We start from the raw sequence: 17,172 nt of genomic DNA on the forward strand, positions 1-17,172 counted from the left end.
TTTAGTGAGGCTCCTCCCATGGAAATGACCAATGCTCAGCGTCTAATTCTATCAAATCAATACTACCTAATGTCTCAAATGGATCCTGAGAACTCCGCTAAATACCAACGTCTACAAACGGTTGTAGAGCGTGGTTACGAACTTCAAATGCGTGAACTTAATAAAGAATTTGGCTGTTTGACTGAAGCCGAGTGTCGCGAAGTTATCGACATCATGGAGATGTACCATGCCATGCAAGAGTCGAACAAAATGCTAGCAGAACAAGAACGTGCTGAAGTAGACCAACGTCGCCTACAGTTCCTAGGTTTTGATATCGCTTCTGAAGCTCAGAGCGTACATTACGTGCGTTTCCTTGTTGATTCTGAAGGTCTTTACCCTCAATTCGACAAAGCAGATCACCACTTTAATAGCCAAATGCCAATGCTAGAGAAGTACCGTCGCATGCTAACAACATGGCGCAACTGCCCTCGTCAGTATCACCTATGTGCGACAGAGCTATCTCAAATCTTTAGTGCTTAATACATTTATTGATCAGCTCTAACTTTTAAAAAATTTCAAAAAAGGGTTACTCATCATGAGTAACCCTTTTTTAATGTCCGCATTTAGAGAAAAAAATACAAAGCCACTAAAAGACGTAAGCAACACCGACGTTTGCGGCCATGTTGATGCCACTTTCAAGTATTGGGCTGTTCTCAATATCACCTTCAAGGTTGGTATAACGAACGCCACCAGTGACCCGGATATTTGGCGTCACATGCAAGTAACCACCTAAACCAATAAAGTACTGACCATCCCAGTCTGTATCGAACTCATTCAAATTAGTTCTCGACGCTTCTGCTGAACTCACCCCGTATAAGTGGTTATTCAAGCGCTCACTGTTATAAGCATAACCAATAGAGGGTGTAATCGCCCACCCATTGCGACGAATCGGTAAACGCCATGCAGCTTCCGCATAGATACCATTATGCCTAAACCCTAAGTCAGAGCCTGCTGTCGCTTCAAACATCCCGACCAAGGTGATCACTTGGTAGCTAATGCCACCTAATACTGATGCTTTACGTTCATCTAACTTTTGAATATCAACGTTATCAGAATCACCCGGCTTTAATGTCCTCGAATCATAAACCGCTCGAAACACGATATTCTGTGGTGAGCCCGCAGGAAGTAAGCGATAACCCGCACTGAATCCACGCATGAAAAAGTGCTCACCTTCATAACCAATCATAGGGATCACAGCACGGTTTGACGGTGTATCTTTATAGATAGCAGGAGAATAAGAAGCGGCAACGCCCAGTGACCACTGCGAGATTTTTGCATGTGTTGCTGTCGAAGCCAGTAACGCAACACTGATAGCCACTATTTTTAACCCATAATTCTTCACTACATCTACCTATTTATTGAGCAATTTTTGATAACGCCGCGCATTATATGGTACTTCATTCCAGTAAATCAATAGAGCTCAGTTATACATCTAATACACATAAATCCAGTGTGAGTATTATTAAGCGACCTAAAATCACAAAACAAACGGCTAGATCCCCTCGAATGTAAAATAATTGGATTCTACACGCCTCAAGTTGCCTATTGCGCTCGCTAGGTTTTTCACACGCAAAATTGTAAATAAATACATAATTGTTAAGCAAAATTGTGCAAGCGGGTCTAACCTTAAAATGTAGGGAGAGCCTATTTTTCAATCGCTCATCAGTTTTGACTGGTTAACAAGGGGAATGTGACTATGAGTATTTTTGACCACTATCAATCACGTTATGAAGCAGCCAAGGAAGAAGAGCTCACATTGCAAGAGTTCTTAGGGCTGTGTAAAGACGATAAAAGTGCTTACGCTAACGCTGCTGAGCGCTTACTACTGGCCATCGGCGAACCGGAGGTTATAGACACCGCTCAAGACCCCCATCTAAGTCGTATTTTCTCGAACCGTGTCATCTCACGCTACAGCGAATTTAAAGATTTCTACGGCATGGAAGATGCGATTGAACAGATTGTTTCTTACCTAAAACACGCTGCACAAGGCTTAGAAGAACGGAAGCAAATCCTTTACCTGCTTGGCCCTGTGGGCGGTGGTAAATCTTCCCTTGCTGAAAAACTCAAAGCACTGATGCAAAAGCTACCAATCTATGTGCTGTCTGCAGATGGTGAGCGAAGCCCTGTGAATGATCACCCCTTCTGTCTATTCGACGTAAACGAAGATGGCGACCTTTTGAAACAAGAGTACGGAATAGAGAAACGTTACATACGCTCTATCATGTCTCCTTGGGCAGCGAAACGCCTCCATGATTTCGGTGGTGATATCTCTAGATTTAAAGTCATCAAACTACGCCCTTCGATTCTCGACCAAGTTGCGATCGCGAAGACAGAGCCTGGTGATGAAAACAACCAAGATATTTCGTCTCTGGTTGGTAAAGTCGATATTCGTAAACTTGAACACTTCTCTCAAGATGACCCTGATGCCTACAGTTACTCTGGTGCGCTGTGTAAAGCCAACCAAGGTGTGATGGAATTCGTGGAGATGTTCAAGGCGCCAATCAAAGTCTTGCACCCACTTCTAACGGCAACGCAAGAAGGTAACTTCAACGGTACTGAAGGACTTTCTGCACTGCCGTTTGACGGTATGATTCTAGCTCACTCAAACGAATCCGAGTGGCAGACCTTCCGTAACAACAAAAACAACGAAGCCTTCCTCGACCGTGTGTACATTGTAAAAGTCCCTTACTGTCTGCGCGTCTCTGAAGAAGTTAAGATCTACCAAAAACTGCTTGAGCACAGTGAGCTATCCAAAGCCCCTTGTTCGCCAAGCACACTCGATCTGCTATCGCAATTCAGCATCCTATCGAGACTGAAAGAGCCTGAAAACTCTTCTCTGTTCTCAAAAATGCGGGTTTACGATGGTGAGACTCTAAAAGACACCGATCCAAAAGCGAAGAGCTACCAAGAGTACCGAGACTACGCAGGTGTTGACGAAGGCATGTCTGGGCTATCAACGCGTTTCGCCTTTAAGATCCTGTCTCGTGTATTTAACTTCGACCAAGCCGAAGTGGCGGCAAACCCGGTTCACTTGTTCTACGTGATTGAACAACAAATCGAACGTGAGCAGTTCCCTCAAGAGACCGCTGAGAAGTATCTTGAGTTCTTGAAAGGATACCTAGTACCGCGTTACGTAGAATTCATTGGTAAAGAAATTCAAACCGCTTACCTAGAGTCTTACTCTGAGTACGGACAGAATATCTTCGACCGCTATGTCACCTACGCGGACTTCTGGATTCAAGACCAAGAGTACCGCGATCCAGAAACAGGCCAGCTATTTGACCGTGCTTCTCTGAATGGTGAACTTGAGAAAATCGAGAAAACAGCCGGTATCAGTAATCCTAAGGACTTCCGAAATGAGATTGTGAATTTTGTGCTTCGTGCCAAAGCCAACAATAACGGTCAAAACCCAGTTTGGACGAGCTACGAGAAACTGCGCACTGTAATTGAGAAGAAAATGTTCTCTAACACTGAAGAGCTGCTTCCTGTTATTTCGTTCAATGCTAAGACCTCAACGGATGATCAGAAAAAACACGACGACTTCGTTGCTCGTATGATGGAAAAAGGCTACACCGAGAAACAAGTGAGACTGCTATCCGAGTGGTACCTAAGAGTTCGTAAATCCTCATAACCAAACTGTATTGAGCTGCTCAACTGAGCAGCTCGTACAAACCAATAACTTTATACCCTAATAAACGAATAGCTCTAATAAACCAATAACTCTTACAACCTATAAAAAGTAGGATCGCGACATCAGCTGAGAGGGAGTTCTTATGGCACAATTTATCGATCGGAGGCTCAATGGCAAGAATAAGAGTGCTGTGAATAGACAGCGTTTCTTACGACGTCATAAAGAGCAAATCAAAGAATCTGTGGCCGATGCAGTCAACCGACGCTCAATCACCAATACTGAAACCGGTGAAGACGTCACTATTCCCCATAAAGACATCAAAGAGCCAAGCTTTCACCAAGGTCAAGGCGGCGTAAGAGAACGCGTTCACCCAGGTAATGACCAGTTCATCACGGGCGACAAAATTGAACGTCCTAAAGGTGGCGGTCAAGGTGGTGGCGCAGGCCAGGGTGACGCAAGCCCTGATGGCGAAGGCCAAGATGAATTTACATTCCAAATTTCAAAAGATGAATATCTTGATATTCTCTTTGAAGATTTAGCTCTTCCTAATCTAGAGAAGAATCAGGTCAACAAAATCACCGAATGGAAGACACATCGCTCTGGTTATCAAAGCGCGGGGATTCCTTCCAACATCGCTATCGTTCGTTCACTGCAGCAATCTCTGGCTCGTCGAACCGCGATGACAGCAGGTAAAAAGCGCGAGCTTAACCTACTGATGGAGCAGCTTGACCAAGTTAAAATGACGGAACCCGCACAACCCTTTGAAGAAAGCCGTTTAAAAGAAGAGATTGCCGAGTTACGTAAAAAAATTGAAAGCGTGCCATTTATTGACACCTTCGACCTGCGTTTTAAAAACTACGAGAAGCGCCCTATTCCATCTAGCCAAGCCGTTATGTTCTGCCTAATGGATGTATCTGGCTCAATGGATCAAGCCACGAAAGACATTGCGAAGCGCTTTTATGTCCTTCTGTATCTGTTCCTAAACCGCACCTACGAAAACGTCGATGTTGTGTTTATTCGTCACCATACTCAGGCTAAAGAAGTCGACGAACATGAGTTTTTCTACTCACAAGAAACTGGCGGCACGATCGTTTCTAGTGCACTGAAACTAATGAAAGAAATTGTCGCAGATCGTTATCCTGCTAATGAGTGGAACATCTATGCAGCACAAGCCTCTGATGGCGATAACTGGGCTGATGACTCTCCTCGTTGTAAAGAGCTATTAGTCAATACACTTCTGCCAACTTGCCAATATTACTCTTACATCGAAATAACACGCCGCTCTCATCAAACACTTTGGCACGAATACGAAAAACTCGAGAGTAGCTTTGACAACTTCGCCATGAAAAATATTAAAACGGTGGATGATATTTTTCCTGTGTTTAGAGAACTGTTCCAGAAAGAGACAGCGTAAGGGGGCTTGCCATGACAGCGAAATCAAACGTTGCAGAGAAAGATAAAGCGACACAGAAGAGAAACGACAAGATGCTGCCTGATGGTCCAGATTGGACATTCAACCTCTTGGAACAATATCACGTAGAAATCAAGCGTGTGGCGCAGCATTACCGTTTAGATACTTACCAGAACCAAATTGAAGTGATTACTTCTGAGCAGATGATGGATGCTTACTCGAGCATCGGTATGCCGATCAATTACAATCACTGGTCATTTGGCAAAAAATTCATTCAAACCGAGCAAAACTACAAGCATGGTCAGATGGGATTAGCGTACGAAATCGTGATCAATTCAGATCCTTGTATCGCATACCTGATGGAAGAGAACACGGTCACGATGCAGGCGCTCGTAATGGCTCATGCTTGTTACGGCCATAACTCTTTCTTTAAGGGCAACTACCTGTTCCAAACCTGGACCGATGCCAGTTCCATTATCGACTACCTATTATTCGCTAAAAAATACATTACCGATTGTGAAGAAAAATACGGTGTTGCCGAAGTCGAACAACTTCTCGACTCTTGTCATGCCCTCATGAATTACGGCGTAGACAGATACAAACGCCCTGAGAAGATTTCCATAGCTGAAGAGACAGCAAGGCAAGAAGAACGTGAAGCGTATCTGCAATCTCAAGTCAATGAGCTGTGGAGAACTGTGCCTAAAAATCAAGACAAGGAAAAAGAGACCAAAATCCGCTTTCCTAGCGAACCTCAAGAAAACATTCTCTACTTTATCGAGAAGAACGCACCACTACTTGAACCTTGGCAGCGCGAGTGTGTTCGCATCGTTCGCAAGGTGAGCCAATACTTCTACCCTCAAAAGCAAACTCAAGTAATGAACGAAGGCTGGGCAACCTTCTGGCACTACACCATTCTTAACCACCTTTACGACGAAGGTTTGGTGAGTGACAAGTTCATCTTAGAATTCCTACACAGCCACACCAGCGTGGTCGCACAGCCCGCCTACAACAGCCCTTATTTCAGCGGGATAAACCCTTATGCGCTTGGCTTTGCGATGTTTAGAGACATCCGACGCATCTGTGAAGAACCAACCGATGAAGACAAAGAGTGGTTCCCTGAGTTAGCCGGAAGTGATTGGTTAGAAGCGGTGCACTTTGCGATGCACAATTTCAAAGATGAAAGCTTCATCAGCCAATACCTTTCACCAAAGATCATTCGAGACTTTAAACTGTTCTCTGTGCTCGACGACGATCGCAAAAACACCATTGAGATAAGTGCTATTCACGATGACCCAGGCTATCGCTTGATTCGTGAAAAGCTTGCGGCGCAATACAACCTAAGTAACCTTGAGCCGAATATTCAGGTGTTTAACGTCGATGTTCGTGGTGATCGCTCGATGACACTACAATATGTGCCTCACGGTCGTATCCCGCTTGATAAAGGCTACGACGAAGTGATGAAACATCTCTATCGCTTATGGGGCTTTGATGTGATTTTGGAAGAGCTCAAAGATACGGGTCATAGAGAGATTCTGACTACTTGTCCAAAACGTAATGATTATGGAGCCAAGATTTAATACCAATCACAGTAAGTAAGTGCTTGGTATAAAACTCCGCTCCCCCTACAACATAGTGGTCACCCGCTCGGAAGTGGAGCAATAAAAAAGCGCATAAGTCTGATGACTTATGCGCTTTCTTTTTAAGGCTCAAACGTCTTCAATAGACGCAAGGCACTAAACCTAGATACTAGATACTAGATACTAGATACTAGAGCTAAAACTAAATAAGCTTAAACAATCGGCTTTTGGCCGCGTTCAATCAGCTTCATCAGCACGCTGTCTGCAGATTTACCTGCCACGCCCGCTAGTTTGTCTGACAGCTTTTTCTTCTGTACGTAGTGAATCGCTAGAACCGTTTTGTCCTTACATGCCGCTACGACTAAATCATCAGAAGTGCTGATCTCATCCACCAGCCCAAGCTCATGTGCTTGTGTACCAAACCAGTGTTCACCCGTTGCTACTTTTTCAAGATCGAGTGCTGGACGATGGTCACGGATGAAGTCTTTGAATAGGCCATGTGTCTCTTCGAGCTCTTCTTTAAACTTCTCGCGTGCTTTATCGCTGTTCTCACCAAACATAGTAAGCGTGCGTTTGTACTCACCCGCCGTTAGCTGTTCGAACTCAATATCATGCTTTTTAAGCAGTTTATTGAAGTTTGGCAGTTGAGCAATAACACCAATAGAGCCAACAATAGCAAAAGGTGCAGATACAATTTTGTCCGCGATACATGCCATCATGTAACCACCACTCGCGGCTACTTTGTCTACAGAGATAGTCAGAGGCAGGCCTGCTGCTTTGATACGGTCGAGTTGAGAAGACGCCAAACCATAGCCGTGAACCATACCACCGCCAGACTCAAGCTTAAGCAAGACTTCATCACCTTCACGAGCCACAGCCAACACCGCCGTTACCTCTTCACGTAGCGAAGCCACTTCTTTCGCATCAATGCTGCCGTTAAAATCGAGAACGAATAGGTGTGGTTCACGCTTGCTATCAAGCTCACCCTCTTTCGCTGCTTTTTTCACTTCTTTGCCACGTGATTTTACTTTTTCTTTTTCCGCTTTCTTTTCTGCTTTATCACGGGCTTTGATGAAAGCATCATCGTGTAGATGGTGCTCTAATTGTTCAATCGTCTGTTTATGGTGCTCAGATAGGTTCGTGATTTCCAGCTCACCTTTAATCGCGCTTGATTTTCCACCCACCGATTTAGCAATCACTAAAATTGCAATGATGGCGATTACAACGGTCGCAATCTTGGCTAAAAACAAGCCGTAGTCCAACAAAAATTCCAATGTCATATCCCCTAATGTATGAATTAGTGTATTGTAACCATCTTGTCACGATTACCAAGAATTTCTCATCATTCCTGCGTTTATCTGTGTGATTAAACACCAATGGAATGACGAACATAATAAAAGAAAGAAGGATAAGCACAGTGGATTACCCAATCTCTACAGATGCCCTCAAAGATAAAGTAATTTTGGTTACAGGTGCCGGTGCTGGCATTGGTCGCCAAGCCGCACTAAGCTTCGCTCAACATGGTGCAACTGTCATTCTGTTAGGCCGCAATGTTAAAAACCTTGAATTCATTTACGATGAAATCGAAAGTGCTGGTTACCCTCAGGCTGCGATCATTCCGCTAGACCTCAAAGGAGCAACAAAGCAGAACTACATTGATATGGCTGAAACCATTGAATCACAGTTCGGTCGTTTAGACGGCCTACTGCATAACGCAGGTGTGCTTGGCACGTTAAGTCCATTTGATCAAATCGATGAAGAGACGTTTGATGGCGTTATGCAAATCAACGTTAAAGCTGAATTTCTAATGACTCAAGCATTACTGCCTGTCATTAAAAAAGCTGAAGCCGGTCGTATCGTATTCACCTCTTCTACAGTTGGTCACTCTGGCCGTGCATTCTGGGGCACTTATGCGATTTCTAAGTTTGCTACCGAAGGCATGATGCAAATCCTAGCGGACGAACTTGAAGACACCAACATCCGTGTAAACGCGATCAATCCTGGCGGCACTCAAACACGCATGCGTGCAAAAGCGTACCCAGGTGAAGATGCGAACAAGCTGAAAACGCCACTCGACGTCATCCCGCTTTATCTACACTTAATGAACCCAAGTGTGACAGACATTAATGGCCAATGTATCGATGCTCAACCTAAGTAACTGATATCATTAACCAACAGTAAGAAGCCGCTTCCATAGCGGCTTTTTTTGTATCTAAATCAACCATCTAATATTTAGTTCATCTGATTTTCGTCATTTTTCTTTGCATCTTTTCCATTGTTAAATATACTGTATAAATATACAGGTATTTAATTATGCATGAACTAATAAAAAACTTACAAGACCGCCAGCTAATCTGGACAGGGTTACAATCAACAACGCAAGGAAGTACTACTTCAACAGGCTATTCTCAATTGGATAAACAGCTTGATGGTGGCTTTCCGACGCATGGTGTTATTGAGGTTGAATCGCAACAAGGGATCGGTGAACTTCGCCTGCTTACACCCTATTTAGCTCAACAAAACTCACAACAATTGGCCATCTTCATTAACCCACCGGGGAAGATCTGTGCTGAGTTTTTTAACAGCCAAGGTATTGAACTAGAGAACATCCTCGTTATCCAACCTCAGCGCGATCTCGATGCATTGTGGGCAGCTGAGCAATGTCTCAAAAGCGGTGCTTGTCACTCTGTATTGCTATGGGGAGCCGATCTAGAAATACACCAAACCAAGCGCCTGCAAGCAGCAAGCGAAACCGGTAAGTGTCTGCAATTTCACTTTAAGGCCACCAGCCATAATCAGTTATCCCTACCCGTTTCTCTAAGCATGAAGCTATCTTCTCACGCCCAAGGGTTAAAGGTTGAGGTCACAAAAAGGAAAGGCAGTTGGTCGTATGGCAGCTTTATTCTAGACATGAGCCAAAATTGGCCGTTACTCACTGAAAAAATCACCCTTCAAGACAGTTCACATAGTGCTTTATCAAATAACACCGTGCTGGCTTTTCCTATTGCGAAACAAGGCTAGCGTATGTTGTGGCTTTATCTGCACTTTCCATCTCTGCAGTTGGATACCTTGTTTAATTCTGAGCTATCTAACTCCGAGAAAGTTCACTCTAATGAAGAGTCACACGAGCAACCTATTATTATCGTGGATGAAAAAGATCACCGTGTGCTGCAAGCTAACCAAGCTGCGCTGCAATCGGGAATTTCACTTGGTATGGGGCTAGGGTCTGCGGCGGCGCTTTGCCATAACTTACACGTCCACCCTTACAGTATTGAGCTAGAAAAAAGTAAGCTCAAAGAGATCGCTCAATGGGCGTATTTGGTCACTTCTGACATGGCTTTACTACCACCGAATGGTTTGTTGATTAAAGCTTCTAATATGCTGTCACTTTACGATGGGTTAGATAACTACTGGCATGAGCTCAAAATCCACTTAGAAACGCTCAATATCCAGTTCAGCTTCGCGACGGGTTACTCACCACTTTCTGCGATCCTTTTGGGCAAGCAATCTATCAACCAAGTCACTAATAATGTTGAGCAAATGAAAGCATGGGTCAATCAACAAGCATTGAGTTCTAGTGAGTTGCCAACTAAGCAAGTGGAACGTCTGAACCGTGTCGGCATTAACTTAGTGGATGACCTATTGAAACTGCCTTTGCAAGATGTCGCACGTCGCTTTGATATCGATTTGGTGAACTATGTGGGTCGCCTTAACGGACAGTTCAAGCACTCTATTGATTTCTACCATCCACCAGAGAATTTTCAGCAATATCTCGAGCTATTATTTGATATTGAAAACATCCTGTTTATCGAAAAGCCGTTACTGAAATTATTAAATCAACTCGAGTGTTTTTTGAAGCTACGCGACCGAGTGGCTTTCGAGTTAACGCTGACTTTGCATCTGAGAGATAAAGACGACCACCCTGTCTCTTTTTATTCAGCTCAAGGTGATTACCTTGCTGAAAAATGGGCGAACCTTACTCATCTCACCTTAGAGTCACTGAAGACCACGGCACCGATTCAGGGGCTGACCCTTTCCGTAATTCGTCATGGAGAACCGCAAATGGCCTACCGTGATCTTTTTGATGGCAATACAGGAACACTTGCCGCGTTAGATTTGCTCTCACTACTTCAAGCCAAGTTAGGACAAGCTTGTATCCAGACTCCCAAAATACAGCATGACCCAAGACCAGAAAAAGCCAATCAGTACTCGCTCCCAACACTGAGTAAGTCTGTAGCAAAGAGGCAAACTCCCTCAAGAAGCGAGCAACAAACCATAGATCTCAACGTCCATCAACAACGACTCCGGCCCAGTATTTTACTGCCAGAGCCCGAAGCCCTAACCGAAAGCGTCACCTTATCTCAAGGCCCTGAGCGCATTGTGTCTGGATGGTGGGACGGAGAGAAGATCATTCGTGACTACTTTATTGCTCACAGTGAAAACGGTCGATGGCTCTGGATCTTTAGAACGCCCGATAAACAGTGGTTTTTGCACGGCTTATTTAGCTAGCTTGTAGGAAAGTAAGTCAGTAAGAAAGCTAGTCTGTAAGAAAGTCAGTAAGAAACTTCGTTAGCTCGTCCGTTCCACTTACTCAATTTCAACATCCCTTTTCAATCATGTTCACTCGCAATGGTTAAGTGAGATTACGTTATGTCTCAGCAATACTCAGAGCTATTTTGCCAAAGTAATTACTCCTTCCTTGAGGGAGCCTCACACGCAGAAGAGCTTGTTTTACAGGCCGACTTCTTACGTTACAAAGCACTCGCTGTTACTGATGAGTGCTCAGTCGCGGGTATCGTTAAGGTTCACTCTGCAATCAAGCAACATAAACTGTCGCTCAAGCAAATTGTCGGGAGCATGTTTTGGCTAAATGAAGAATGCCAAGTGATCTTGATATGCCCAAACAGACAAGCCTACGCCGAGCTGTGCCGTATTATTACCAACGCGAGACGTCGTAGCAGCAAGGGACATTATCAGCTCTCTGAGTGGGATATCATGTCGGCTAAGCACTGCTTCATTCTTTGGCTTCCTCAACAGAAAAATGAAGACGCACACTGGGGGCAATGGCTCTCCCAGCATCATTCAGGTCGGTTGTGGATCGGCTTACAACGACACCTAAAACAAACCGACCAGCAGTACATCGATTACTGTGTCGAGCTGTCACAACATCATCACCTGCCGATAACGGCTTGCGGCGGTGTATTGATGCACAATGCTAACCGCTTACCCTTGCAGCACTCACTCACTGCGATCAAGTACCAAAAACCCATTACTGAAGTGGGTAGTCACTTACTGGCCAATGCCGAGCGCTGTTTACGAAGCATCAATAAGCTCTCACGTATTTTCAAAGCGGAGTGGCTAGAAGAGAGCAACCGAATCTCAGAACTGTGCGAATTTGAGTTAAACAGTTTGCGCTACGAATATCCCAGTGAACTGATTCCTCAAGGTGAGACACCCATGAGTTATCTGCGCATGTTGGTCGAGAGAGGGAAACAAGCTCGCTTCCCACAAGGTGTGCCTAGCAACATTCAACAAATCATAGATAAAGAACTCGGATTGATTGATGATCTCGACTACCCTTTCTTCTTTCTCACCATTCATGACATCGTCATGTTTGCCAAAAGCCAAGGTATTCTTTACCAAGGTCGAGGTTCAGCGGCCAATTCCGTAGTCTGTTACTGCTTAGAAATCACCTCTGTCGATCCAAGACAGATCTCGGTGTTATTTGAGCGCTTCATCAGTAAAGAGCGCGATGAGCCGCCTGATATTGATGTCGATTTTGAGCACGAACGACGTGAAGAAGTCATCCAATACATCTATCAAAAATACGGTAGAGAACGCGCTGCGCTTGCTGCAACGGTCATTTCTTATCGCTTTAAAAGTGCGGTAAGAGATGTCGGTAAAGCATTAGGGCTACAAGAAACCCAGCTCGACTACTTCATCAAGAACACCAACCGTAGGGACAAAAGCCTAGGTTGGCAGGCTCAGTTAACTCAATTGGGGCTGCAACCTGATTCTTTGAAAGGGCAACAATTTATCCACTTGGTGAATGAGATCATCGGCTTTCCACGTCACCTATCTCAACACGTTGGTGGCTTTGTCATATCTTCAGGGCCTTTGTATGAACTGGTTCCCGTCGAGAATGCCGCAATGCACGATCGAACCATTATCCAATGGGATAAGGATGATCTTGAAACATTGGGGCTGCTGAAGGTTGATGTGCTCGCGTTGGGTATGCTCTCTGCGATTCGTAAATGTTTCGACCTAATCAAACGCATTCATGGTCGCTCACTAACCATTGCAGAGATCACCCGCCTCAAAGACGATCCTCAGGTTTACGGCATGATTCAACGGGCAGACACTGTCGGGATATTCCAAATTGAGTCACGAGCGCAAATGAGCATGCTACCAAGGCTTAAACCGAGAACTTATTACGACTTGGTGATTCAAATCGCTATCGTACGCCCAGGGCCTATTCAAGGTGATATGGTGCATCCGTTTCTAAAACGTCGAGATGGTATTGAGCCAATTAGTTATCCATCTAAAGATGTGGAATCGGTACTGTCACGCACCTTGGGTGTACCTATCTTTCAAGAGCAAGTGATTAAGCTCGCGATGGTCGCGGCAGGGTTTACGGGGGGAGAAGCAGATCAGCTCAGACGCGCGATGGCCGCTTGGAAAAAAAATGGCAACGTCTTTAAGTTTAAAAACAAGCTCATCGAGGGGATGCAAAAGCGTGGCTATGAGACAGAGTTTGCCGAACAGATCTTTAAACAGATATGCGGCTTTGGTGAGTACGGCTTTCCTGAGAGCCACTCGGCTTCGTTTGCGGTGTTAGCGTATTGCTCCGCTTGGTTGAAATGCTACTACCCAGAGTGCTTCTACGCTTCTTTACTGAACAGCCAACCCATGGGCTTTTACAGCCCTTCACAGTTGGTACAAGACGCACAACGACACAATGTGGCGATTCTTCCAGTATGTGTGAACGCCTCACAAGACAACCACATAGTCGTTGAACATCAGAACGGCTTAGCGATTCGCTTAGGGCTGCGACAAATCAAAGGATTCAGCGAGCATGGGATTCAAAGTGTGCTCGCCAATCGCCCGCAATCCGGTTATCGCCACCCTAGCCAGGTGAAGCAGCTGTCGATAAATAAGAAAGATATCGAGCTACTGGCCTCCGCAAATGCGCTGAATAATGTCTCAGGAGATCGTTTTCAGACGCGTTGGGCAATGATGGACTCAGCCTCTGATCTACCTTTGTTTAACCAAGTCGATGACTATACAGAAGATGATAATGGCGAGCTCTCATTGCATCAACCAAGTGAGATGCAAGATCTACTCGAAGATTTCACCAGTGTCGGGATTTCATTAAACAAACACCCAATCACTTTGCTCGAAGAAGCCAATCGATTAGGTCGATTCACACACATGAAGGACTTAATACAACAAAGACACAAATCCATGGTCACCGTTGTCGGATTAGTCACGGGTAAGCAATCACCCGGCACCGCAGCTGGGGTCACCTTTGTCACATTGGAAGATAACACAGGCAATATTAATGTTGTGGTCTGGGGAGCCACCGCGCGCGCCCAACAGCAAGCTTATCTCACAGCCAAGGCTTTAAAGGTACAAGGGATATTAGAAAAAGAAGGGGAAGTCGTGCATGTTATCGCGGGTAAGCTCATCGATATTACCGAGGAGATTGTTGACTTGACCACCAAGTCTCGGGATTTTCATTAGCGATGTATCAACTGTTTTTCTATCGTCCATTGACTAAGAAACGATAGACGGAGAAACGAAAAAGGAAAGAAACGAAAAAGGGAAGCATCAGCTTCCCTTCAATTCAATTTGTTGAGTTATGACTCAACTTCAGCTTCCGTACGTCTTTTCTTAAATTCCCTATACAGTAATAAGCTCAAAGTCATTACGACTTTAGAAGTCAACCATATCATTAAGAGGAACTACCTTAGATTGTGTGTGAAAAGTTACGATAGTAGTTGAGCATATTTCGTTAAGAAAAATATGCTGCATGAATATTAGCAAACGTTTTCCATAAGGTCACTTAAAATAACCGTACAGCAGTCTTAATTATAAAATCTGACGCATTCGCTCTTGAGTCACTTCAACCAGAAGGTCCGGTTGGAACTTAGAAATAAAGCGATTACACCCGACTTTCTCAACCATAGCTTCATTAAAACTTCCACTTAATGAAGTATTTAGCGTGATGAACAGGTCATGCATTCTTGGATCCGTACGCACTTCATGCGTCAGTTTATAGCCGTCCATTTCAGGCATTTCGGCATCGGTGATCATCAACAATATTTCTTGATTGATGTCTTTACCTTCATCACACCAGCCCTTAAGTAAGGTCAGTGCTTCTAAACCATCACAACATTCAATAATGTTCAAACCCAGTTGCGATAAGGTACCTTTGATCTGGTTACGCGCGGTTGAAGAGTCATCAACGATAAGTACATTGCGTCCAACCATTTCATTGGCAAGTTGCTCATCTAATACACCGTCAGAAATCGAAACATCATAATCGATGATTTCAGCGAGTACCTTTTCAACATCAATAATCTCAACGATCTTGTGCTGCTCTTCTTCTTGAATATGCGTGATAGCCGTCAGGTAATTGGCACGACCTGTTGTCTTTGGCGGCGGCTGAATTTCAGTCCACGTCGTATTCACGATATTACGCACTTGTCCTACCAAGAAACCTTGTACAGTTCGGTTGTATTCGGTGATGATCAAGTTATTTTCTTGAGTCTCATCTCGTGACGGTGGGAAGCCAATCGCGCTGCGCAAATCGATAACAGGCACCGATTCACCACGTAGAGACGCAACACCCGTAATATGATGGTGAGAGCCCGGCAAGCGAGTGAGTACTGGCACTTTTAGGACTTCTTTCACTTTAAATACGTTAATCGCAAAAAGTTGACGACTGTTTAAGCTGAATAACAAGAGCTCCAGACGGTTTTCACCGACCAGTTTGGTTCTCTGATCAACCGAATTTAAAACGCCAGACATACAACACCTTAGTGACAAATAATAACTGTGGCTACAATAGCCTACTTCAATAGGTTAAAGCAAAGCGCCAATGCACAGAATGCTTAAACTAAGTACAACAAATGATGTTATACAAAGCTTAAGTACATGGAAAGGTTTCGGGTGAGTCTAAAAGACGAGTATAAGGTGTTAACCTTCAACAACTTTCATTAACAGTTGGCCATCATATAAAGCTTGTTTAACAAGCGCAGCACCAGGCATGGTGGCTTGTTTATAGAATCGAGATTCCACCAGCTCTAAATCTTGATGGTAAACCGATAAACTCTGCTCTTCGATACACTTTTGAATCGCAGGGTACAACACGCTTTTAGCCTGATTGATAACACCACCCACCAAGATTTTCTCAGGGTTGAAAAGGTTAATCACAATCGCTATCGCGGCACCTAAGTAACGACCTAGCTGTTCAATAACTTCAACAGCCAATGGATCGCCATCAGCAGCGGCAGCACAGATCTGTTCAATAGTGACATCTTCAAACACAGTTAAGGACGATGCTTCACCATTAGCCAGTCGCTCTTTCACTTGATCACGGATCGCCTGAGAACTCGCGACTGTTTCTAAGCAGCCTCGGTTACCACAATGGCAAAGTTTGCCCTGCTTATCGATCTGGATATGCCCAAGTTCACCGATATTACCGTGGCGACCTTGCAACACTCGGCCGTCAAGGATGATCCCAGCACCTACACCATGGTGAATCGAGATAAGAACTGAATTATCGTTGTCTTGTGAGTGACCAAACAGCTTCTCTGCTAATGCCCAAGCTCGGGTATCATTGGCAATAAAGACAGGCAGACCTGTTTCTTTGTAAATCTCAGGACCCAACGCTAAATTTTTAACGTTGTAGTGCGGCATCTGCAACACAATACCTTGCTCAGAATTCACAAGACCCGGTAGCGTAACCGCAATGCTTGTTACCCTATCGAGTTGCTCAGCATAGGTTTGGAAAAATTCATCAATTTCATGTAGAAGACGCGCAAGCACATCATCTTGGTCACGTTCATGAATATCAATCTTGGTATCGATAAGCACGTCGCCGCCCAATTCATGGAGCGCGATCGTCAAGTATCCGCGACCAAGACGCATCGACAGAAACTGCCAACCTTCGTTATTGGTTTGCAGACCGACAGCAGGACGCCCACGAGTCGTGGCTTCTTGAACCGTCGTTTCGTGAATAAGGTGAGCTTCAATGAGTTCACGGGTAATTTTAGTAATACTCGCCGGAGCCAACTCACTTTGCTTGGACAGATCGATACGAGAAATAGGACCTTTAAGGTCAATTAGTTTATATACACGACCAGCATTGACCTGTTTGATATGATCAATATGGCCCGGTTGAGCCATGTACATTTTACGCTCCAGAAATCATCAACGAGTTAATTTTTTTACTTTGCGAAGTAATTGTGAAGTCACTTGGTATATCGCCGTGACCAGTATCACGTATA

General features: G+C 44.5%; 12 protein-coding genes. 8 read left to right on the forward strand and 4 right to left on the reverse strand.

From position 1 onward, the window contains the following. The first annotated feature begins 18 nt into the window (after nucleotides 1–18). Nucleotides 19–519, forward strand: a complete 501-nt coding sequence (locus M4S28_RS12150; RefSeq protein WP_004736527.1) for a YfbU family protein — start codon at nucleotides 19–21, stop codon at nucleotides 517–519. A gap of 106 nt (nucleotides 520–625) precedes the next feature. Here the strand turns inward: M4S28_RS12150 and M4S28_RS12155 are convergent, their stop codons facing one another. After that, entirely contained in the window at nucleotides 626–1,381 is a 756-nt protein-coding gene (locus M4S28_RS12155; protein ID WP_249631883.1) for a MipA/OmpV family protein, read from the reverse strand. Between the two features lie 354 nt (nucleotides 1,382–1,735). Between M4S28_RS12155 and M4S28_RS12160 the strand changes: the two genes are divergently transcribed. From M4S28_RS12160 to M4S28_RS12170, 3 genes are all read left to right on the forward strand, one after another. Further along, the gene (locus tag M4S28_RS12160) at nucleotides 1,736–3,670 is read left to right on the forward strand and encodes a PrkA family serine protein kinase (RefSeq protein WP_004736581.1); all 1,935 of its coding nucleotides are present in this window, start codon (nucleotides 1,736–1,738) and stop codon (nucleotides 3,668–3,670) included. Between the two features lie 142 nt (nucleotides 3,671–3,812). Continuing rightward, entirely contained in the window at nucleotides 3,813–5,084 is a 1,272-nt protein-coding gene (locus M4S28_RS12165; RefSeq protein ID WP_017078142.1) for a YeaH/YhbH family protein, read from the forward strand. Nucleotides 5,085–5,095: 11 nt separating this feature from the next. Further along, nucleotides 5,096–6,658 carry a SpoVR family protein gene (locus tag M4S28_RS12170; protein WP_004736579.1) on the forward strand — a complete coding sequence of 521 codons (1,563 nt, stop codon included), beginning with the start codon at nucleotides 5,096–5,098 and terminating at the stop codon, nucleotides 6,656–6,658. A 212-nt stretch (nucleotides 6,659–6,870) separates the two neighbouring features. On the opposite strand, the gene sohB is transcribed toward M4S28_RS12170, so the two are convergent. Next, nucleotides 6,871–7,932, reverse strand: a complete 1,062-nt coding sequence (gene sohB, locus M4S28_RS12175; RefSeq protein WP_009849001.1) for a protease SohB — start codon at nucleotides 7,930–7,932, stop codon at nucleotides 6,871–6,873. Nucleotides 7,933–8,075: 143 nt separating this feature from the next. Between sohB and M4S28_RS12180 the strand changes: the two genes are divergently transcribed. The 4 genes from M4S28_RS12180 (at nucleotide 8,076) to M4S28_RS12195 (ending at nucleotide 14,401) form a co-directional block, all read left to right on the forward strand. After that, nucleotides 8,076–8,816: a YciK family oxidoreductase gene (locus M4S28_RS12180; RefSeq protein WP_249631884.1), complete on the forward strand. Its 741-nt coding sequence runs from the start codon at nucleotides 8,076–8,078 to the stop codon at nucleotides 8,814–8,816. A gap of 155 nt (nucleotides 8,817–8,971) precedes the next feature. Next, the gene (imuA, locus tag M4S28_RS12185) at nucleotides 8,972–9,679 is read left to right on the forward strand and encodes a translesion DNA synthesis-associated protein ImuA (protein ID WP_249631885.1); all 708 of its coding nucleotides are present in this window, start codon (nucleotides 8,972–8,974) and stop codon (nucleotides 9,677–9,679) included. Between the two features lie 3 nt (nucleotides 9,680–9,682). Beyond that, on the forward strand, nucleotides 9,683–11,167 hold the full coding sequence (locus tag M4S28_RS12190; protein ID WP_249631886.1) for a Y-family DNA polymerase: 1,485 nt from the start codon (nucleotides 9,683–9,685) through the stop codon (nucleotides 11,165–11,167). Between the two features lie 141 nt (nucleotides 11,168–11,308). Then, nucleotides 11,309–14,401 (forward strand): error-prone DNA polymerase, encoded by a 3,093-nt coding sequence (locus M4S28_RS12195; protein ID WP_249631887.1) that lies wholly within the window; start codon nucleotides 11,309–11,311, stop codon nucleotides 14,399–14,401. 348 nt (nucleotides 14,402–14,749) lie between these two features. On the opposite strand, the gene M4S28_RS12200 is transcribed toward M4S28_RS12195, so the two are convergent. Together M4S28_RS12200 and mlc are read right to left on the reverse strand one after the other, a co-directional pair. Next, the gene (locus M4S28_RS12200; protein WP_004736572.1) at nucleotides 14,750–15,691 is read right to left on the reverse strand and encodes a chemotaxis protein CheV; all 942 of its coding nucleotides are present in this window, start codon (nucleotides 15,689–15,691) and stop codon (nucleotides 14,750–14,752) included. Nucleotides 15,692–15,859: 168 nt separating this feature from the next. Continuing rightward, nucleotides 15,860–17,077 carry a sugar metabolism global transcriptional regulator Mlc gene (gene mlc / locus M4S28_RS12205; RefSeq protein WP_017084008.1) on the reverse strand — a complete coding sequence of 406 codons (1,218 nt, stop codon included), beginning with the start codon at nucleotides 17,075–17,077 and terminating at the stop codon, nucleotides 15,860–15,862. Nucleotides 17,078–17,172 lie beyond the last annotated feature (95 nt).

This window comes from Vibrio sp. J383 (assembly GCF_023503985.1).
Lineage (GTDB): Bacteria > Pseudomonadota > Gammaproteobacteria > Enterobacterales > Vibrionaceae > Vibrio > Vibrio splendidus.